Source organism: Pseudomonas sp. S8 (genome assembly GCF_050473925.1).
In the GTDB taxonomy this organism is placed as follows: domain Bacteria; phylum Pseudomonadota; class Gammaproteobacteria; order Pseudomonadales; family Pseudomonadaceae; genus Aquipseudomonas; species Aquipseudomonas parakoreensis.
This window is the reverse complement of the sequence record NZ_JBFDVZ010000016.1, coordinates 3412658-3431652: the sequence shown is the minus strand read 5'-3', so window position 1 is coordinate 3431652 and position 18995 is coordinate 3412658. Positions and strand designations below refer to the sequence as shown.

General features: G+C 58.8%; 17 protein-coding genes and 3 tRNA genes. 18 read left to right on the top strand and 2 right to left on the bottom strand.

The genetic code is table 11. The features are described from left to right. Nucleotides 1-2: 2 nt before the first annotated feature. The 14 genes from folP to AB1J88_RS16645 all read left to right on the top strand — a co-directional run bounded on the left by folP (nt 3) and on the right by AB1J88_RS16645 (nt 12896). On the top strand, nt 3-854 hold the full coding sequence (folP, locus tag AB1J88_RS16710; protein WP_108181642.1) for a dihydropteroate synthase: 852 nt from the start codon (nt 3-5) through the stop codon (nt 852-854). Nucleotides 855-870: 16 nt separating this feature from the next. After that, nucleotides 871-2208, top strand: a complete 1338-nt coding sequence (gene glmM / locus AB1J88_RS16705; protein WP_430291489.1) for a phosphoglucosamine mutase — start codon at nt 871-873, stop codon at nt 2206-2208. A 65-nt stretch (nt 2209-2273) separates the two neighbouring features. Next, the gene (gene tpiA, locus AB1J88_RS16700; protein WP_008088336.1) at nt 2274-3029 is read left to right on the top strand and encodes a triose-phosphate isomerase; all 756 of its coding nucleotides are present in this window, start codon (nt 2274-2276) and stop codon (nt 3027-3029) included. Nucleotides 3030-3033: 4 nt separating this feature from the next. Beyond that, nucleotides 3034-3420 (top strand): preprotein translocase subunit SecG, encoded by a 387-nt coding sequence (gene secG, locus AB1J88_RS16695; RefSeq protein WP_027610782.1) that lies wholly within the window; start codon nt 3034-3036, stop codon nt 3418-3420. Between the two features lie 22 nt (nt 3421-3442). Next, nucleotides 3443-3528: transfer RNA gene (locus AB1J88_RS16690), tRNA-Leu, on the top strand. A 97-nt stretch (nt 3529-3625) separates the two neighbouring features. Then, nucleotides 3626-3702, top strand: a tRNA-Met gene (locus AB1J88_RS16685). A gap of 138 nt (nt 3703-3840) precedes the next feature. Further along, entirely contained in the window at nt 3841-4299 is a 459-nt protein-coding gene (rimP, locus tag AB1J88_RS16680; RefSeq protein WP_007973115.1) for a ribosome maturation factor RimP, read from the top strand. Between the two features lie 47 nt (nt 4300-4346). Further along, the gene (gene nusA / locus AB1J88_RS16675; RefSeq protein WP_003221546.1) at nt 4347-5828 is read left to right on the top strand and encodes a transcription termination factor NusA; all 1482 of its coding nucleotides are present in this window, start codon (nt 4347-4349) and stop codon (nt 5826-5828) included. Nucleotides 5829-5855: 27 nt separating this feature from the next. After that, the gene (gene infB, locus AB1J88_RS16670; protein WP_041066807.1) at nt 5856-8375 is read left to right on the top strand and encodes a translation initiation factor IF-2; all 2520 of its coding nucleotides are present in this window, start codon (nt 5856-5858) and stop codon (nt 8373-8375) included. A gap of 160 nt (nt 8376-8535) precedes the next feature. Further along, nucleotides 8536-8934 carry a 30S ribosome-binding factor RbfA gene (gene rbfA, locus AB1J88_RS16665; protein ID WP_007961438.1) on the top strand — a complete coding sequence of 133 codons (399 nt, stop codon included), beginning with the start codon at nt 8536-8538 and terminating at the stop codon, nt 8932-8934. A gap of 4 nt (nt 8935-8938) precedes the next feature. Next, nucleotides 8939-9856, top strand: a complete 918-nt coding sequence (truB, locus tag AB1J88_RS16660; protein ID WP_024011571.1) for a tRNA pseudouridine(55) synthase TruB — start codon at nt 8939-8941, stop codon at nt 9854-9856. 141 nt (nt 9857-9997) lie between these two features. Then, nucleotides 9998-10267 (top strand): 30S ribosomal protein S15, encoded by a 270-nt coding sequence (gene rpsO, locus AB1J88_RS16655; RefSeq protein WP_003221553.1) that lies wholly within the window; start codon nt 9998-10000, stop codon nt 10265-10267. A gap of 193 nt (nt 10268-10460) precedes the next feature. Beyond that, nucleotides 10461-12566: a polyribonucleotide nucleotidyltransferase gene (gene pnp, locus AB1J88_RS16650; RefSeq protein WP_007961443.1), complete on the top strand. Its 2106-nt coding sequence runs from the start codon at nt 10461-10463 to the stop codon at nt 12564-12566. A 254-nt stretch (nt 12567-12820) separates the two neighbouring features. Beyond that, a tRNA-Thr gene (locus AB1J88_RS16645) sits at nt 12821-12896 on the top strand. Between the two features lie 6 nt (nt 12897-12902). Here the strand turns inward: AB1J88_RS16645 and AB1J88_RS16640 are convergent. Then, nucleotides 12903-13397, bottom strand: coding sequence for a hypothetical protein (locus AB1J88_RS16640; RefSeq protein WP_041066814.1), 495 nt, complete (start codon nt 13395-13397; stop codon nt 12903-12905). 276 nt (nt 13398-13673) lie between these two features. Between AB1J88_RS16640 and AB1J88_RS16635 the strand changes: the two genes are divergently transcribed. Further along, nucleotides 13674-13973, top strand: coding sequence for a DUF6388 family protein (locus AB1J88_RS16635; protein ID WP_041066817.1), 300 nt, complete (start codon nt 13674-13676; stop codon nt 13971-13973). Between the two features lie 51 nt (nt 13974-14024). Here the strand turns inward: AB1J88_RS16635 and nadC are convergent, their stop codons facing one another. Continuing rightward, nucleotides 14025-14873 carry a carboxylating nicotinate-nucleotide diphosphorylase gene (gene nadC / locus AB1J88_RS16630; protein ID WP_027610785.1) on the bottom strand — a complete coding sequence of 283 codons (849 nt, stop codon included), beginning with the start codon at nt 14871-14873 and terminating at the stop codon, nt 14025-14027. Between the two features lie 305 nt (nt 14874-15178). On the opposite strand from nadC, the gene AB1J88_RS16625 reads away from it, so the two are divergent. From AB1J88_RS16625 to ampE, 3 genes are all read left to right on the top strand, one after another. Then, the gene (locus AB1J88_RS16625; RefSeq protein ID WP_430291487.1) at nt 15179-17365 is read left to right on the top strand and encodes a DUF1631 domain-containing protein; all 2187 of its coding nucleotides are present in this window, start codon (nt 15179-15181) and stop codon (nt 17363-17365) included. Nucleotides 17366-17429: 64 nt separating this feature from the next. After that, a complete protein-coding gene (ampD, locus tag AB1J88_RS16620; protein ID WP_121183664.1) occupies nt 17430-17990 on the top strand; it encodes a 1,6-anhydro-N-acetylmuramyl-L-alanine amidase AmpD in 561 nt (186 codons plus the stop codon). After that, nucleotides 17987-18826: a regulatory signaling modulator protein AmpE gene (gene ampE, locus AB1J88_RS16615; protein ID WP_041066826.1), complete on the top strand. Its 840-nt coding sequence runs from the start codon at nt 17987-17989 to the stop codon at nt 18824-18826. Before ampD ends, ampE begins: the two co-directional genes overlap by 4 nt. Nucleotides 18827-18995: the final 169 nt, after the last annotated feature.

The following is an 18995-nucleotide window of genomic DNA, read 5'->3' as shown; positions in this document are numbered from 1 at the left end:
AAATGACTTCTGTACAGTCCCTGACCCGGTTGCCTTGCGGCAACCGGGTTCTTGATTTGGCCCAGACGCATGTCATGGGCATTCTCAATGTCACTCCCGATTCCTTCTCCGATGGCGGCCGGTACAATCAGCTCGACGTGGCCTTGCGTCACGCCGCAGCCATGGTGGCTGCTGGGGCGACGCTGATCGATGTCGGCGGTGAATCGACCCGGCCTGGCGCGCGCGCGGTTTCGCCGCTGGAAGAGCTGGAGCGCGTGGCCCCAATCGTGGAGCTGATCAATCGCGAGCTGGATGTGATCATCTCGGTCGATACTTCGACACCTGCCGTGATGCGTGAAACTGCGCGCCTGGGCGCCGGGTTGATCAATGATGTGCGTTCGCTGCGCCGCGATGGCGCGCTGGATGCAGCAGCGGCGACCGGATTGCCGGTCTGTCTGATGCATATGCTCGGCGAGCCGGGTGACATGCAAGACAATCCGCACTATCAGGACGTCACTCGGGAGGTGGGAGAGTTTCTGGCAGAGCGCATGGCTCAATGTGCGGCGGTGGGCATTCCTGCAGAGCGGATCATTCTTGATCCCGGTTTCGGTTTCGCGAAAACCCTCCAGCACAATCTAAGCTTGTTCAAGCATATGGAAGCCCTGCATGCGCTGGGGCGTCCGCTATTGGTTGGTGTCTCGCGCAAAAGCATGATTGGCCAGGCGCTGAACCGCCCCGTGGGCGAGCGTCTGCATGGCGGTCTGGCCCTCGCGGCACTGGCGTCGGTGAAAGGTGCGCGTATCCTGCGCGTCCATGATGTGGCGGAAACGGTAGACGTGGTGCGCATGCTCGCGGCCGTGGAATCAGCCGAATAAGAATGATGGAGCACTTATGAGCAAGAAATACTTTGGTACTGACGGTATTCGTGGCCGCGTCGGTGAATATCCGATCACTCCGGACTTCATGCTCAAGCTCGGCTGGGCGGCCGGTATGGCCTTTCGCAAGATGGGCGCGTGCAAGGTGCTGGTTGGCAAGGACACGCGAATCTCCGGCTACATGTTCGAATCGGCGCTTGAGGCAGGTCTGACGTCGGCGGGCGCCGATGTGATGCTGCTTGGTCCGATGCCGACGCCCGCCATTGCCTATCTGTCGCGCACGTTTCAAGCCGAAGCCGGGATCGTGATCAGTGCTTCACATAACCCGCATGACGATAACGGCATCAAGTTCTTCTCGGGTAAAGGCACCAAGCTGCCTGACGAGTTGGAGCTGATGATCGAAGAATTGCTCGATACCCCGATGACCGTGGTTGAGTCGAGCAAAATTGGCAAGGTGTCGCGTATCAACGACGCCTCGGGTCGCTACATCGAATTCTGTAAAAGCAGTGTGCCTACCGGTACCAGCTTTTCCGGTTTGAAAATTGTGATCGACTGCGCACACGGAGCGACCTACAAGGTTGCTCCTAGTGTCTTTCGTGAGTTGGGCGCTGAAGTGGTCGTGCTGTCGGCTCAGCCCAATGGTCTGAACATCAATGACAATTGCGGTTCGACCCATATGGGGCCGCTGCAGGCCGCTGTTCTCGCCGAGCACGCTGATCTGGGGATCGCCTTTGATGGTGACGGTGACCGGGTGTTGATGGTCGATCACACGGGCGCCATTGTCGATGGCGACGAGCTGCTGTTCATCATTGCGCGTGATCTGCACGAGCGTGGCAAGTTGCAGGGTGGCGTAGTCGGTACCCTGATGAGCAATCTGGGGCTTGAACTCGCACTGGCAGATCTTTCGATACCGTTCATTCGAGCCAATGTCGGTGACCGTTACGTGATCGCCGAGTTGCTGGAACGTAACTGGCTGGTTGGTGGTGAGAACTCGGGACATGTCGTTTGTTTCAATCACACCACTACAGGTGATGCAATCATTGCTGCGCTGCAGGTGCTGATGGCACTGAAAACCCGCAATGAAGGTCTTGCGCAAACGCGTCAGGCTTTGCGCAAGTGCCCTCAGGTACTGATCAATGTGCGCTTCGGTGGTGGCGAAAGTCCGCTTGAGCACCGGGCTGTCAAGGAAGCCAGTGCGCGTGTAACCGAGGCAATGGCGGGTCGTGGCCGGGTGCTTCTGCGCAAGTCCGGCACAGAGCCATTGGTGCGTGTGATGGTCGAAGGCGAGGATGAAACTCAGGTTCGCAGCTACGCCGAAGAACTGGCAAAACTGGTAACTGAAGTTTCTGCCTGATTCGGCTTGCCAGCCATGATTGTGTTGGGTAACATCTGCGCCCACTTTGACCGACGAGGTACAGCATGCGTCGCCCTATGGTAGCTGGTAACTGGAAGATGCACGGTACCCGCGCCAGCGTCGCTGAGCTGATCAACGGCCTTCGTCATCTGGCCTTGCCAAGCGGTGTTGATGTCGCGGTATTCCCGCCTTGCTTGCATATCAATCAAGTGATTGATGGCTTGAAAGGTAAATCGATTTCGGTCGGTGCGCAGAATTCTGCGGTGGAATCCATGCAAGGTGCGTTGACTGGCGAGATTGCTCCTAGTCAGTTGGTGGATGCAGGTTGTTCCCTGGTGCTTGTCGGGCACTCCGAGCGCCGCCAGATAATGGGCGAGCGAGACGGGATGCTGAATCGCAAGTTCGCAGCGGCACAGGCATGTGGCTTGATTCCGGTGTTGTGTGTAGGGGAGACCCTAGAACAGCGCGAAGCCGGAAAAACTCTTGAGGTTGTCGGGCGTCAGCTGGGCAGCATCATCGAGGAGCTGGGTGTTGGTGCCTTTGCCAAGGCAGTCATTGCTTACGAGCCTGTCTGGGCCATTGGTACCGGACTGACTGCAACGCCGCAACAGGCTCAGGATGTGCATAAGGCCATTCGAGAGCAGTTGGCGGCAGAGAATTCTGAAGTCGCGCGAGGTGTGCGGCTTCTATACGGCGGCAGCGTGAAGGCGGCCAATGCGGTCGAACTGTTCGGCATGCCGGATATCGATGGGGGGCTCATTGGTGGAGCTTCCCTGAATGCAGATGAGTTCGGTGCGATTTGTCGCGCCGCGGGAAACTGAAAAAATGCTGGAAACAGTCGTAGTCGTTTTTCATCTGCTGGGTGCATTGGGCGTAGTTGCTCTGGTTTTGCTGCAGCAGGGTAAAGGTGCGGACGCTGGCGCGTCTTTCGGAGCAGGTGCTTCAAATACTGTGTTCGGAAGCCAAGGTTCCTCTACCTTTCTTAGTAAGTTTACTGCTATACTTGCCGCCGGTTTCTTCATAACCAGCTTGGGGTTAGGTTACTTTGCTAAAGAGAAGGCTCATCAGCTGACTCAAGCAGGTTTGCCAGATCCAGCAGTGTTGGAAGTACCTAAGCAACAACAACCGGCTTCTGATGATGTCCCGGTGCTTCAAGAGCAAAAGTCGGCTACTCCAGCGACTGACGTACCTCCAGCTCAAGAGCAGAAGTAAGAAGAGTTTCAAACGTAGTTTTGCCGAGGTGGTGGAATTGGTAGACACGCAACCTTGAGGTGGTTGTGCCCATAGGGTGTAGGGGTTCGAGTCCCCTTCTCGGTACCAATTAGTCAGGAGAGCCCGCTGTTGCGGGCTTTCTTGCAGGTGGAAGGTTACATTGACCCTATAAGGGATCGGTCGTATACTTCCGCCCCAGCTTTGTCGCGGGGTGGAGCAGTCTGGTAGCTCGTCGGGCTCATAACCCGAAGGTCGTCGGTTCAAATCCGGCCCCCGCAACCAGTTTAAGGAGCCCCTTTTCAGGGGCTTTTTGTTAGCTGGACACTTTCTACGCCGATGTTCGACGGCGTTTCAAGGATGGGCGTTTCGCCCATTTTTTTATTTTGCAGCGCATGCATTTACATGCACGAGGGGGTTCAGGTGTCGAGCAAGCTAGAAGAGTTGCAGGCCTTGTTGGCCCCGGTGGTCGTGGCCCTAGGCTATGAATGCTGGGGTATCGAGTTTTCGGCTCAGGGTCGTCACTCGATGTTGCGTGTTTATATCGATAAAGAGGGTGGCGTGCTGGTGGACGATTGCGCCATTGTCAGCCGTCAGATCAGCGGTGTCCTGGATGTTGAAGATCCGATCTCCGTTGAATACACCCTCGAAGTTTCCTCGCCTGGCATGGAACGCCCACTGTTCACTCTTGAGCAGTTTGCAAAATTTGCCGGTGAACAAGTGAAGATCAAGCTGCGCTCGCCTTTTGAAGGTCGACGCAACTTTCAGGGCCTTCTGCGCGGTGTAGAAGAACAGGACGTCGTGGTGCAGGTAGAAGACCATGAGTTCCTGTTGCCGATCGATATGATCGACAAGGCCAACATTATTCCCAGTTTTGACTGAGACGCGGATCCCGCGGATCCAATGGCTTGCGAAAGGCGAGGCGTACGATGAGCAAAGAAGTACTGCTGGTTGTTGAGTCGGTATCCAATGAAAAGGGTGTACCGGCAAGCGTGATTTTTGAAGCGCTGGAGCTGGCTCTGGCCACTGCTACCAAAAAGCGTTTTGAAGACGAAGTTGACCTGCGTGTGGAAATTAACCGCCACACCGGTTCCTACGAGACTTTCCGTCGCTGGACAGTCGTCGAAGAGAATGATCTCGACGATCCTGCGATCGAAACCTGGCCAAGCAAGGTTGCCGAAACGCATCCGGGCGCCAAGGTCGGCGACGTCGTCGAAGAAAAGATCGAATCCATCGAGTTCGGCCGCATTGCTGCACAGACCGCCAAACAGGTCATCGTGCAGAAAGTCCGTGAAGCCGAGCGCGCTCAAGTGGTCGACGCCTATCGCGAGCGCCTGGGAGAAATCATCTCCGGCACCGTGAAGAAAGTCACCCGCGACAACGTGATCGTCGATCTGGGCAACAACGCCGAAGCGTTGCTGGCCCGTGAAGACATCATTTCTCGCGAAACCTTCCGTGTCGGTGTGCGCCTGCGCGCACTGCTCAAGGAAATCCGCACCGAGAACCGCGGCCCGCAGCTGATCCTGTCGCGTACCGCGCCGGAAATGCTGATCGAGTTGTTCCGCATCGAAGTGCCGGAGATTGCCGAAGGCCTGATCGAAGTCATGGCGGCGTCCCGTGATCCGGGTTCGCGTGCCAAGATCGCTGTCCGCTCCAAGGACAAACGCATCGACCCGCAGGGCGCGTGCATCGGTATGCGCGGTTCGCGCGTCCAGGCCGTGTCGGGCGAGTTGGGTGGCGAGCGTGTCGACATCGTCCTGTGGGACGATAACCCGGCGCAGTTCGTGATCAATGCCATGTCGCCGGCAGAAGTGGCGGCCATTATCGTTGACGAAGATGCCCATGCCATGGACATCGCCGTTGGCGCAGACAATCTGGCTCAGGCCATTGGTCGTGGTGGTCAGAACGTGCGTCTGGCGAGCCAGTTGACAGGCTGGACCCTGAACGTGATGACCGAATCGGACATCCAGGCTAAGCAACAAGCAGAAACCGGCGACATCCTGCGCAACTTCATCGACGAGCTGGAAGTCGACGAAGAGCTGGCTCAGGTGCTGGTAGATGAAGGCTTCACCAGCCTGGAAGAGATTGCCTACGTACCGTTGGAAGAAATGCTCAACATCGACGGCTTTGACGAAGACATCGTCAACGAGCTTCGCGCTCGTGCCAAGGATCGTTTGTTGACCAAAGCCATCGCTACTGAGGAAAAGCTGGCAGACGCCCATCCGGCCGAAGACCTGCTCTCGCTTGAGGGTATGGACAAGGATTTGGCGATGGAACTGGCGGTGCGCGGCGTAATTACCCGCGAAGACCTGGCCGAGCAGTCTATTGACGACCTGCTCGACATCGACGGCATTGACGATGATCGTGCCGGCAAGTTGATCATGGCCGCCCGAGCCCACTGGTTCGAGTAATTAGGCGCGGCCTGAGGAGAGAAGTGCATGACGCAAGTCACGGTGAAACAACTGGCCGATGAGGTCAAAACACCGGTAGAGCGCCTGTTGCAGCAGATGCGTGAGGCAGGTCTGCCGCACACCGCCGCCGAAGAACATGTGACTGACAGTGAGAAGCAATCCCTGCTGACTCACTTGAAAAGCAGCCACAAGGCGAAAGTGGAAGAACCACGCAAAATCACGCTGCAGCGTAAAACCACCAGCACCCTGCGTGTGGCTGGTAGCAAGAGCATCAGCGTAGAAGTTCGCAAGAAGAAGGTTTTCGTACAGCGTAGCCCGGAAGAAATCGAAGCCGAGCGCCAGCGTGAACTGGAAGAGCGTCGCGCAGTAGAAAATGCTGCCCGTCAGAAGGCTGAAGAAGAAGCCAAGCAGCGCGCTGAAGAAGAAGCGCGTCGCCAGCCTGCTGCTGCGCCGAGCGCTCCTGCCGAAGCTGTTGCAGCACCTGCGCCAGTCGCTGAACCTGTGCGCGAAGCCGCACCGGTTGTCGCTGCTGCGCCAGCTGCCGACACGCGCAAGCGTGACGAACAGCGCCGTCCGGACAAACCACGTGCCGACGATAACAGTCGTCGTGGCGGCGGCGATGGCGAGCGCAAAAACGCTCCGCATCGCGCATCGGTCAAAGAAAAAGCGCCGGCTCCACGAGTGGCGCCACGCACTACCGACGAAGAAAGCGATGGCTTCCGTCGTGGTGGTCGCGGCAAGGCCAAGCTGAAGAAGCGCAACGCTCACGGTTTCCAGAACCCTACCGGTCCTGTCGTGCGTGAAGTGAAGATCGGCGAGACCATCACTGTTGGCGATCTTGCCCAGCAGATGTCGGTCAAGGCTGCTGAAATCATCAAGTTCATGTTCAAACTGGGCACTCCAGCGACCATCAACCAGGTACTCGATCAGGAAACTGCTCAACTGGTAGCTGAAGAACTGGGCCACAAAGTGACCCTGGTCAGCGACACCGCCCTGGAAGATTCCCTGGCCGAGTCCCTGAAGTTTGAAGGCGAGGCAGTTTCCCGTGCGCCAGTCGTGACCGTAATGGGCCACGTTGACCACGGTAAGACTTCCCTGCTCGACTACATCCGTCGTGCCAAGGTAGCTGCAGGCGAAGCCGGCGGCATTACCCAGCACATCGGCGCCTACCACGTTGAAACCGACCGTGGCATGGTGACGTTCCTCGACACTCCGGGTCACGCTGCGTTTACCGCCATGCGTGCCCGTGGTGCCAAGGCGACCGACATCGTGATCCTGGTGGTTGCGGCGGACGACGGCGTGATGCCGCAAACCATCGAGGCTGTTCAGCACGCTCAGGCCGCTGGCGTTCCTCTGGTGGTTGCGGTGAACAAGATCGACAAGCCAGGTGCCGACCTCGATCGCATCCGTAGCGAACTGTCGGTTCACGGCGTGACTTCCGAAGACTGGGGCGGCGACACGCCATTCGTACCGGTTTCGGCGAAAATGGGTACCGGCGTTGACGAACTGCTCGAAGCCGTTCTGCTGCAGGCCGAAGTGCTCGAACTGACCGCCACCCCATCGGCTCCTGGCCGTGGTGTTGTCGTCGAATCGCGTCTGGACAAGGGCCGTGGCCCGGTAGCCACTGTTCTGGTTCAGGACGGTACGCTGCGTCAAGGCGACATGGTGCTGGTCGGCTCGAACTATGGCCGCGTGCGCGCCATGCTCGACGAGAACGGCAAGCCAATCAAGGAAGCCGGTCCGGCCATTCCGGTCGAAATCCTGGGTCTTGACGGTACGCCGGACGCTGGTGACGAGATGAGCGTGGTTGCCGACGAGAAGAAAGCCCGTGAAGTGGCTCTGTTCCGTCAAGGCAAGTTCCGCGAAGTCAAACTGGCTCGCGCTCACGCCGGCAAGCTGGAAAACATCTTCGAAAACATGGGCCAGGAAGAGAAGAAGACGCTCAACATCGTCCTCAAATCCGACGTCCGTGGTTCGCTGGAAGCTTTGCAGGGCGCTCTGAACGGCCTGGGCAACGACGAAGTGCAAGTGCGCGTAGTCGGTGGCGGTGTCGGTGGTATCACCGAATCCGACGCCAACCTGGCACTGGCTTCCAACGCTGTACTGTTCGGCTTCAACGTGCGTGCCGATGCTGGCGCACGCAAGATCGTCGAGCAGGAAGGTCTGGACATGCGTTACTACAACGTGATCTACGACATCATCGAAGACGTCAAGAAAGCCCTGACCGGCATGCTCGGCAGCGATGTTCGCGAGAACATCCTGGGTGTGGCCGAAGTGCGTGACGTGTTCCGTTCGCCGAAGTTTGGCGCGATCGCCGGTTGCATGGTGATCGAAGGTGTTGTGCACCGTAACCGTCCGATCCGTGTACTGCGTGAAGACATCGTTATCTTCGAAGGCGAGCTGGAATCCCTGCGCCGCTTCAAGGATGACGCTTCCGAAGTACGTGCCGGCATGGAATGCGGTATCGGCGTGAAGAGCTACAACGACGTCAAAGTCGGTGACAAGATCGAAGTCTTCGAGAAGGTTCAGGTTGCTCGCAGCCTCTGACTCGCGCACTTCAAGGGCCACGCCGAGCCGCCGCATGCAGATGCGCGCCACGGCGTCAGGACTCTAAACGCAACGCCCGGTCTGGCTTTTGTCAGGCCGGGCGTTTGCCGCTTTCAGACCTTGCGGGTTTCACCGTAGGGCAGTAACAGGTAACAAAATCATGGCAAAAGAATACAGCCGTACCCAACGTATCGGCGATCAGATGCAGCGTGAGCTGGCCCAGCTGATCCGTCGTGAAGTCAAAGACCCGCGCGTCGGCCTGGTCACCATTACTGCTGTGGAAGTCAGCCGTGACGTCGGTCACGCGAAGATCTTCATCACCGTGATGGGGCAGGACAACGCCGAAGACATCGCGCAAAGCATCAAGGTGCTCAACGCTGCCGCAGGTTTCCTGCGCATGCAGCTGGCCCGTGAAATGAAGCTGCGCAGCGTGCCGCAATTGCATTTCCACTACGACGAAAGCGTCGTGCGTGGCGCGCACCTGTCGGCCCTGATCGAGCGCGCCGTGGCTGAGGACAATCAGCACGTGGCTGCGGCACCTGAAGACACCAAGGAGTAATTCGGTGGCTCAGGTCAAACGTATCCGTCGTAACGTCAGCGGTATCATCCTGCTCGACAAGCCGCTGGGGTTCACCTCCAACGCCGCGTTGCAGAAGGTTCGCTGGTTGCTCAACGCCGAGAAGGCCGGTCACACCGGCAGCCTCGACCCGTTGGCCACCGGTGTATTGCCGCTGTGCTTTGGCGAAGCAACCAAGTTCTCGCAATACCTGCTCGATTCCGACAAGGGTTACGAAACCCTCGCGCAACTGGGCAAGACCACCACCACAGCGGACGCTGAGGGTGAGGTTTTACAGGAGCGCCCGGTGACCGTTGGTCGCGCCGATGTCGAAGCGGTTCTGCCGAAATTTCGCGGGCAAATCAGTCAGATACCGCCGATGTACTCGGCACTCAAGCGTGATGGTCAGCCGTTGTACAAGCTGGCTCGTGCAGGCGAAGTAGTGGAGCGCGAACCGCGTTCTGTTACTATTGCGCGCTTGGAATTGCTGGCCTTCGAAGGCGATACTGCGCGTCTTGCGGTGGATTGCAGCAAGGGCACCTATATTCGCACTTTGGTGGAGGATATCGGTGAGCAACTCGGTTGTGGTGCGTACGTCGCTGAACTGCGTCGTACCCAGGCCGGGCCTTTCACCCTGGCGCAGACCGTGACCCTCGAAGAGCTGGAAGCGGTACATGCCGAAGGCGGCAACGAAGCGGTCGACCGTTTCCTGATGCCATCGGACAGCGGCCTGCAGGATTGGCCGCTGCTGCACTTCTCCGAAGCGAGTGCGTTCTACTGGCTCAACGGCCAGCCGGTACGTGCCCCGGATGCGCCGAAGTTCGGCATGGTACGGGTACAGGATCACAACGGTCGCTTCATCGGTATCGGTGAAGTGAGCGAAGACGGGCGCATCGCGCCGCGTCGACTGATTCGGTCAGAATGACCGGAAACCGGTCTGTGTAACAGCAGGCCGGCGAGTGTGGCTGTCAACAGGCACGGTCACTACTCATTTATAGATACAGGGATTTGTCCCTGGCCTGTTGAAACTGTTTTTGAAACAGTTTCCTGATAAAAGGATTGCCTCATGGCTCTCGACGTTCAAGAAAAAGCTCAAATCGTTGCCGACTACCAGCAAGCTGTTGGTGATACTGGTTCGCCAGAAGTGCAAGTTGCACTGCTGACCGCCAACATCAACAAACTGCAAGGTCACTTCAAGGCCAACGGTAAAGACCACCACTCCCGTCGTGGTCTGATCCGCATGGTAAACCAGCGTCGCAAGCTGCTGGACTACCTGAAAGGCAAGGATCTGAGCCGTTACAGCGCTCTGATCGGCCGCCTGGGTCTGCGTCGCTAATCAGCGATTGCGCTATGAGGTTGGTTGTCTGTCAGGCATCAGCGGTTTTCCGCTGGTGGCTGGCAGGCTCCCAGCCTCAAGTTTTATCTGCACTACCGTTTTACCCGGACAGTCAGCGGGCCGATTCCCGACATTGCCCAAGAATTTCGCAAGAAACCAGTTCCCCCAAGAGCCACAAAGAAGGTAGGACACCGTGAACCCGGTAATCAAAAAATTCCAGTTCGGTCAGTCGACCGTTACCCTCGAGACCGGCCGTATCGCCCGTCAGGCCTCCGGCGCAGTATTGGTCACCGTTGATGACGACGTCAGCGTATTGGTGACCGTAGTCGGTGCCAAGCAAGCCGATCCAGGCAAGGGTTTCTTCCCTCTGTCCGTTCACTACCAGGAAAAAACTTACGCTGCCGGTAAGATCCCTGGCGGTTTCTTCAAGCGTGAAGGCCGTCCTTCCGAGAAAGAAACCCTGACTTCCCGACTGATCGACCGTCCGATCCGTCCGCTGTTTCCAGAAGGTTTCATGAACGAAGTGCAGGTTGTCTGCACCGTCGTTTCCACTAGCAAGAAGACCGATCCGGACATCGCTGCGATGATCGGTACCTCGGCTGCCCTGGCCATCTCCGGTATTCCGTTCGACGGCCCGATCGGCGCCGCTCGCGTCGCTTTCCACGAAAGCACCGGCTACCTGCTGAACCCGACCTACGAGCAGCAAGCTGCTTCGAGCCTGGACATGGTCGTTGCCGGCACCTCCGACGCCGTACTGATGGTTGAATCGGAAGCCAAAGAGCTGACCGAAGACCAGATGCTGGGCGCGGTACTGTTTGCTCACGACGAGTTCCAGGTGGTGATCAACGCCGTCAAGGAACTGGCCGCTGAAGCTGCCAAGCCAACCTGGACCTGGGCGCCTGCTCCAGAAGCCACCGAACTGCTGGGCGCGATCCGTGCCGAGTTCGGCGAAGCGATCTCCCAGGCTTACACCATCACCGTCAAGGCTGACCGCTACGCACGTCTGGGCGAGCTGAAAGACCAGGTCGTTGCCAAGCTGTCCGGCGAAGAAGGCCAGCCTTCTGCTGCTGACGTCAAAGCCGCTTTCGGCGAAATCGAATACCGCACCGTTCGCGAAAACATCGTTAACGGCAAGCCACGTATCGACGGCCGCGACACCCGCACCGTACGTCCGCTGAACATCGAAGTCGGCGTTCTGCCTAAGACTCACGGTTCGGCGCTGTTCACTCGTGGCGAAACCCAGGCTCTGGTAGTCGCGACGCTGGGTACTGCCCGTGACGCACAGCTGCTGGACACCCTGGAAGGCGAGAAAAAAGACCCGTTCATGCTGCACTACAACTTCCCTCCGTTCTCGGTGGGCGAGTGTGGTCGCATGGGTGGCGCTGGTCGTCGTGAAATCGGTCACGGCCGTCTGGCCCGTCGTTCGGTTTCGGCCATGCTGCCAGCCGCTGACGTGTTCCCGTACACCATCCGTGTGGTTTCGGAAATCACCGAATCCAACGGTTCGAGCTCGATGGCTTCCGTTTGCGGCGCTTCCCTGGCCCTGATGGACGCTGGTGTGCCAATGAAGGCGCCGGTTGCCGGTATCGCCATGGGTCTGGTCAAAGAAGGCGAGAAGTTCGCCGTCCTGACCGACATCCTGGGTGACGAAGACCACCTGGGCGACATGGACTTCAAAGTAGCCGGTACCGCCAAAGGCGTTACTGCGCTGCAGATGGACATCAAGATCAAGGGCATCACCGAAGAGATCATGGAAATCGCTCTGGGCCAGGCCCTGGAAGCGCGCCTGAATATTCTTGGCCAGATGAACCAGATCATCGGTCAGTCGCGTACCGAGCTGTCGGCCAACGCGCCGACCATGATCGCGATGAAGATCGACACCGACAAGATCCGTGACGTTATCGGTAAAGGTGGCGCGACCATCCGTGCGATCTGCGAAGAAACCAAGGCTTCGATCGACATCGAAGACGACGGTTCGATCAAGATCTTCGGCGAAACCAAGGATGCCGCAGAAGCTGCTCGCCAGCGCGTTCTGAGCATCACTGCAGAAGCTGAAATCGGCAAGATCTACGTCGGCAAGGTTGAGCGCATCGTCGACTTCGGCGCATTCGTCAACATCCTGCCGGGCAAGGACGGTCTGGTGCACATCTCGATGCTGAGCGACGCTCGCGTAGAGAAAGTCACCGACATCCTGAAAGAAGGCCAGGAAGTGGAAGTGCTGGTACTGGACGTGGACAACCGCGGCCGTATCAAGCTGTCCATCAAAGACGTGGCAGCGGCCAAGGCTTCGGGCGTTTAATCAGCCCCCAGCTTTAGCGCAATGAAAATGCCCCGCCGTGAAAACGGCGGGGCATTTTTTTGTCTGCCATAAACGCATTTGTGGCGAGGGCGCTTGCTCCCGCTCGGCTGCGCAGCAGTCGTAAAAATCAGCCTCAGAAAGCATGGGGTCGCTCCGCAACCCAGCGGGAGCAAGCTCCCTCGCCACAAGTGATAATCAGCAGAAACATGCTCAAATTTGCCGCAGCCCGAGACCGGTGCTAGGTTTAGCCCACCGCCCGTGTAGCTCAGCCGGTAGAGCAGCGCACTCGTAACGCGAAGGTCGCAGGTTCGATTCCTGTCTCGGGCACCACTTCCCTTATTTCACCTTGCGGCTCAGATCCTCGACGGTTCGTTTGAGTTGTTCCATGGCGCGATCCTGATCGTTGATTTTCTGCTTCAGGCTGGAAATCTCGCTGCTGGCGGAATTCGAGCTCGAGCCGCTGTTGCGCTTGAGGTCTTCGACCTGGCGTCCGAGGGTATCCAGTTGCCGGTCCTGATCCTTGACCTTGCTCTTCAGGTCATCGATTTCCTTGCTGCTGGAGTTCGAACTCGAACCGCTGCTGCGTTTGAGTTCTTCAATCTGGCGTGACTGATCGCGGACGGTATCGCGGATCTTTTGCAGTTCATCAATGCTGATATCGCTTTTGATGACAACATCCTTGCCGTAGTCATTGTGAATCAGCGAAACCTTGTCGCCATAGGATGAGCTGCTGTTGCTCAATTCAAGCGCCATGGCGCTGGCCGGCAACAGCATGGCGGCGAGCAAGGCACTGGCAGACACAACGGAACAAATCTTCGAAAAGCTGCGCATCACTGGTTTTCCTTGTGAACAGCAAGAGTGAGTGCCGAAGTGGCACATCGCTATGACTCAAAATCCGGATTTATGTTCCGCAGGTCAAGTTTTTGTGCAAGAGATGTAAAGAGCCGTGTAATTCGTCATGCAAACGTCCTATATTCGGTGCCTGCATGAGCATCGCTTAGCAGTTTTCAGATGATCCCGAATGGTTCCGAAGGCCGGACAATCCGCGTCAGAGAGATCCTTGATGATCCAGATCCATCCTCCATTCTTACGATCAGCGAGAACGCCATGACCGAATTAACTCAAGAGCAACGTCACGAACAAGCGCTGGAGAAATACAAGCTCGACGCGCCCCAACTGCTGGAAGAGATCAAGGACCTGAGTCCTGATGAGCAGAAGGACCAGATACAGTGGGCGTTCGAGGACGAAGCCGAGGCCCAGGGCTTGCAGCCGTGGGAGTTGACGCTCAAGTACACCAGCACCCCTGAAGAGTTTGAGGCCAAGCGTCTGGAACTGCACAAGGAGGCGGCCGAAGTGTTGGGCGTCGATTGGGAAGAGTACTGCGAGATGAACAATCTGGTGGTCTGAAACAAAAACGCCAGCCTTAACCGGGCTGGCGTTTTTTATGGCTTGAGGGCCTCAGAGGCTCAGACGCATCGACAGGTCCACTGCCTTCACATCCTTGGTCATCGCACCGATCGAGATGTAATCCACCCCGGTCTCGGCGATCGGCAGCAGCGTGCTTTCGTTGATGCCGCCACTGGCTTCCAGTTTGGCCTTGCCGCCGTTCAGGCGCACGGCTTCGCGCATGTCATCCAGGCTCAGCTCGTCGAGCATGATGATGTCGGCGCCGGCTGTCAGCGCTTCTTTCAGCTCTTCCAGACTTTCCACTTCGACTTCCACCGGTTTGCCCGGCGCGATCTTGTGCGCGGCGGCGATGGCCTGCGCAATGCCGCCGCTGGCGGCGATGTGGTTTTCCTTGATCAGGAACGCGTCGTAGAGGCCGATGCGGTGGTTGTGGCAGCCGCCGCAGGTCACTGCGTATTTCTGCGCCAGACGCAGGCCCGGCAGGGTCTTGCGGGTATCCAGCAGCTTGACCTGGGTCTGGGCCACGAAGTCCGCCAGGTACTGCGCACGCGTCGCCACGCCGGACAGCAGTTGCAGGAAGTTCAGCGCGCTGCGTTCGCCCGTCAGCAACGAGCGGGCCGGGCCCTCCAGATGAAACAGCGGCTGATTGGGTTTGACCCGTTCGCCATCCCGCACCTGCCAATGCACCGCGACCCGCGGATCGAGCTGGCGAAACACCGTGTCGACCCACGCCGTGCCGCAGATGACGGCCTCATCGCGAGTAATGATGGTGGCTTTGGCCAGACGTTCGGCCGGGATCAGTTGCGCGGTGATGTCGCCGCTGCCGACGTCTTCGAGCAACGCGCGGCGCACGTTGGCTTCGATTTCGGCGGTCAGATCGGCGAGACGTAGATTCGGCATAACGGGCTCCACAAACTAAGTGCGCCGATTATAGGGGCATGGCGAGAGCCAACCCAAGGCGAGAACGCGCGTGGCAGACTGCAACTGGTCGATTTTCTGTGAGCAAAGCAGCGCTTCTCGTGGTCACTGGAAGGTGTTGCAGGCATAGGGGAAACCCTGACGGCTATAGCGCCCGCGACAAGTTTTGCAAGATAATCCGCCTTGCATTTGACGTCATGGCTTTGACGCTGATGTGAGAGCGAGCCCGCTCCCACAGGGAATTGCGCGGTAACTGCCCAGTGGAATCACCGTTTCAGGAGGCTTGGATGCACAACGACGGGAATGTAGTGCCTTTGCACAAGGCCGCTACCGATCAGGCGAATCACTCGCCGCTCGCCCGCCTGCCTGTGATTCTGCTTCAGGTCCGCGACAAGGCAGCCCAGCAACTGCGCCACGGTTTGCAGGAGTTGTTCGATAACGCCGACGACACCCTGTTCGAAATGGCCGACCGGGCGCGCAACGATGTCGAACAGAACATCTTTTTCGAAGCCATGCGCGACCTGCGCCTCAAACGCAAAAACATCGAGCGCGGGTTTCTCGAACAATTTTTCGAAGCCTTCGTCGCCCTCATCCAGTACGACCCCGTTCAGCACACGTTGCCCGATTCGTTGATGTTCGAAGAGTCGGCACCGCGCACCGACGACATGGAGCGCAACGTGGCGGTCGAGACCATGGTCGGCCGGGTGCTCAAGCGTGACGGCTTTGCCCTCGATCAACTGACCGCGCGGCTCAACGTGTTGCTGGGCAAGAATTTCGACAACCAGCACAACCCGCTCGGCCCGACGATGCTCTGCGAGTTTTTTCTGCAAGCCGGGCGCAACCTGGGGGTGGAGATCAAGGTCAAGCTGATCTTGCTCAAACTGTTCGAACGCTACGTACTGGCCGACACCGAGCCGTTGTACGCCGAAGCCAATCAATTGCTGGTTGCCACCGGTGTGTTGCCCGAGTTGAAACCGGCACCTGCGCGTCGCGCGATCGAGCGTGCGGCAGCGAGCATCAGCAGCGAAGAAAGCGACGAGCCGGCTCGCGCCGACGAAGGCGTACAGGAAGTTTTCGCCGCGTTGCAGGAGTTGCTCCGGCACGTGCGCGGCAGCGTCGCGCCGACCCTGGAGCCGAGCGTCGCGACGCAGCCGATCAGTACCCGCGATCTGTTGCGCCTGCTCTCGCATCTGCAGCAATACGTCCCGGCGCTGGCGGCGCAGGATGACTTCGACCTGCGCAACCAGCTCGAACAATTGCTGACGCGGGTCAGCGTCAGGAGCGGCAAATCGCGCATCGTCGACGGTGCGGATGAAGACGTGATCAATCTGATTGCGATGGTCTTCGACTGCATCCTCGAAGACCCTAACCTGCCGGATTCGCTCAAGGCGTTGATCGCCCGTCTGCAGATTCCGATGCTCAAAGTGGCGGTGCTCGACAAAAGCTTCTTCAGTCGCGGCAGCCACCCGGCGCGACGCCTGCTCAATGAGATCGCCGATGCCGCCATGGGCTGGGGCGATTGCAGCGGCGAGGCGCGTGACAGCCTGTATCTGCGCATCGAACAAGTGGTGCAGCGCCTGCTCACCGAGTTCGTTGACGACCCGGCGATCTTCTCCGAATTGCTCGCAGACTTCCTCGCCTTCACCAGCGATGAGCGGCGGCGCAGCGAATTGCTTGAGCAGCGTTTGCGCGACGCCGAAGAAGGGCGAGCGAAAACCGAGTTGGCCCGGCAGCGGGTCGAGCAGGTGTTGAATCTGGCGCTGCTGGGGAAAGTCCTGCCGCCTTCGGTGGTAATGTTCGTGCGTGATGCGTGGAGCAAAGTGCTGCTGCTGACGTGCCTCAAGCATGGCGACCAGTCGGCTGAATGGCAGGCCGATGTACAGACCATGGAACAATTGATCTGGAGCGTGCAGCGTCATGACGAGGCGGACGCCGGTCTGCGATTGCTGGCGCTGGTGCCCGGTTTGCTCAAATCATTGCGTGATGGCCTGAGCAGTTCGGCGTTCGATCCGTTCGCCACCAGCGAATTTTTCAGCGAGCTGGAAGCGTTGCATGTGCGGGTGCTTGAGCCCTCATCCGAGCCGCCGCCGGCCGATGCGCCGGCGCTGGTTGAAGTGTCGCAGCACATTACCCTGCGCAGCGCTGATGAGGGCGCGATCGGCCTGAATGCCAGCGGCCTTGCGCACGACGATCCCGGCCTGCGTCAGGTGGAGCAACTGCGTCTGGGCAGTTGGGTCGCCTTCCAGGAAGACGACGAGCACAGCCTGCGCTGCAAGCTCGCGGCGGTCATCGAAGCCACCGGCAAATACGTGTTTGTTGATCGTACCGGGATGAAAGTGCTGGAGCGCAGCCGCATCGACCTGGCCCTTGAATTCCGCCGGGGCGCGGTGCGTGCGCTGGATGACACCTTGCTGTTTGATCGGGCGCTGGAGTCGGTGCTCGGCAATCTGCGGCGCCTCAATCGCGGCAAGTGATCGCGCGCCGGGGGCCGATCACGGCATACTGGGCGCCAACACAGTCGGCGTTGAAGGAATCGGTATGCAGTTGGATCCCGCTAGCGGGTGGTGTCACGGGGTGCAGGTCTGCCCATCGCCCAACTTCAATGAACGCCCTGCGGGCGAAATCTCCCTGTTGGTGATCCACAACATCAGCCTGCCGCCGGCGCAGTTCGCCACCGGCAAGGTGCAGGAATTTTTCCAGAATCGTCTGGATGTCACCGAGCATCCCTATTTTGCAGGGATTGCCGACTTGCGCGTCTCGGCGCATTTTCTGATCGAACGTGACGGCACCGTCACCCAGTTTGTCTCTTGTCTTGAGCGGGCGTGGCATGCGGGCGTGTCGAAGTTTGAAGGCCGGGAAACCTGTAACGATTTTTCCGTGGGCATCGAACTCGAAGGCACCGATGATCTGCCCTTTACCGATGCGCAGTATCAGGCGCTGATCACGCTGACGCGTCAGCTGCAAACCGCATTTCCGGCCATCACCGGCGCCCGTATCTGCGGGCACAGCGACATCGCACCCGGGCGCAAGACCGATCCTGGCCCGGCATTCGACTGGGCGCGTTACCGCGCAGCCCTGGCACAAGAGGAAGGACAATGAGTTTTCTGGTGTTACTGCTGGCGGTCTGGATCGAGAAGTTCTCGGCCTTGCGCCATCGGGTTCAACGCGATGGCGGATGGATCCGCGAGCTGCACAAACTCGAAAGCAGCCCACGATTATCGAATCGACCGTGGCTGGTGCTGACCATTCTGGTGTTGCTGCCGGTGGCGCTGCTCGGCTTGTTGCTGCTGGTACTGGAACCCGTCGCGTACGGCTTGCTGGCCTTGCCGGTGCATTTGGTGGTGGTGATTTACGCCTTGGGCCGCGGTGATCTGCTCGGAGGACTCGGGCCGTTCCGTGACGCCTGGCGGCGTGAAGACCTGCAAGCGGCCGCGCATGTGGCCAAGCGTGATCTGGATATCTGTGCCGACAGCGGTGAGCAATTGCTGGAACAGGTCCAGAGTCACTTGCTGTGGCAGGCCTATCAGAGCTTCTTCGCGGTGATTTTCTGGTACTTCGTGCTCGGTCCGGTCGCGGCGCTGGCTTATCGCTTGCTGGCATTGGCGGAAGAAAACAGCCAGAACCCGGCGCTCGCCGAACGTGCCGGCCAGTTACGTCACGCCTTTGACTGGTTGCCGGTGCGCCTGCTGGCTGCCAGCCTTGCACTGGTCGGCAACTTCGTCGCGGTCAGCCGGGTGATGTTGCATGAGCTGCTGAACTGGAACATCAGCGCCGCGCATCTGATCAACAAGGTCGGCCTGGCAGCAGGCGAGATCCCGCCGCCGGTGGTCGGCCCTGAAGGTATCAATACCCTCGATTGCCTGTGGGAACTGCTGCTGCGCGCGGCGGTGCTGTGGTATGCCGGGTTTGCCTTGTGGACAGTCTTGATTCACTGATACTCGCCCGTGAAATTCATTGTGGTGAGGGGATTTATCCCCGATGGGGCGCGCAGCGGCCCCAATATCTTAATGGGGCTGCTGCGCAGCCCATCGGGGATAAATCCCCTCGCCACAGGTCAGTGAACGGCGCAGCGTAGTCGTTAACCTTAAGTTACAAAACCTCCCG

What these genes read in the sequence shown, in the direction of transcription:
- folP (WP_108181642.1), top strand. Translation starts at nt 3, where the DNA reads ATGACTTCTGTACAGTCCCTGACCCGGTTGCCTTGCGGCAACCGGGTT.
- glmM (WP_430291489.1), top strand. Translation starts at nt 871, where the DNA reads ATGAGCAAGAAATACTTTGGTACTGACGGTATTCGTGGCCGCGTCGGT.
- tpiA (WP_008088336.1), top strand. Translation starts at nt 2,274, where the DNA reads ATGCGTCGCCCTATGGTAGCTGGTAACTGGAAGATGCACGGTACCCGC.
- secG (WP_027610782.1), top strand. Translation starts at nt 3,034, where the DNA reads ATGCTGGAAACAGTCGTAGTCGTTTTTCATCTGCTGGGTGCATTGGGC.
- nusA (WP_003221546.1), top strand. Translation starts at nt 4,347, where the DNA reads ATGAGCAAAGAAGTACTGCTGGTTGTTGAGTCGGTATCCAATGAAAAG.
- infB (WP_041066807.1), top strand. Translation starts at nt 5,856, where the DNA reads ATGACGCAAGTCACGGTGAAACAACTGGCCGATGAGGTCAAAACACCG.
- rbfA (WP_007961438.1), top strand. Translation starts at nt 8,536, where the DNA reads ATGGCAAAAGAATACAGCCGTACCCAACGTATCGGCGATCAGATGCAG.
- rpsO (WP_003221553.1), top strand. Translation starts at nt 9,998, where the DNA reads ATGGCTCTCGACGTTCAAGAAAAAGCTCAAATCGTTGCCGACTACCAG.
- AB1J88_RS16640 (WP_041066814.1), bottom strand. Translation starts at nt 13,397, where the DNA reads ATGCGCAGCTTTTCGAAGATTTGTTCCGTTGTGTCTGCCAGTGCCTTG.
- AB1J88_RS16635 (WP_041066817.1), top strand. Translation starts at nt 13,674, where the DNA reads ATGACCGAATTAACTCAAGAGCAACGTCACGAACAAGCGCTGGAGAAA.
- nadC (WP_027610785.1), bottom strand. Translation starts at nt 14,873, where the DNA reads ATGCCGAATCTACGTCTCGCCGATCTGACCGCCGAAATCGAAGCCAAC.
- AB1J88_RS16625 (WP_430291487.1), top strand. Translation starts at nt 15,179, where the DNA reads ATGCACAACGACGGGAATGTAGTGCCTTTGCACAAGGCCGCTACCGAT.
- ampD (WP_121183664.1), top strand. Translation starts at nt 17,430, where the DNA reads ATGCAGTTGGATCCCGCTAGCGGGTGGTGTCACGGGGTGCAGGTCTGC.
- ampE (WP_041066826.1), top strand. Translation starts at nt 17,987, where the DNA reads ATGAGTTTTCTGGTGTTACTGCTGGCGGTCTGGATCGAGAAGTTCTCG.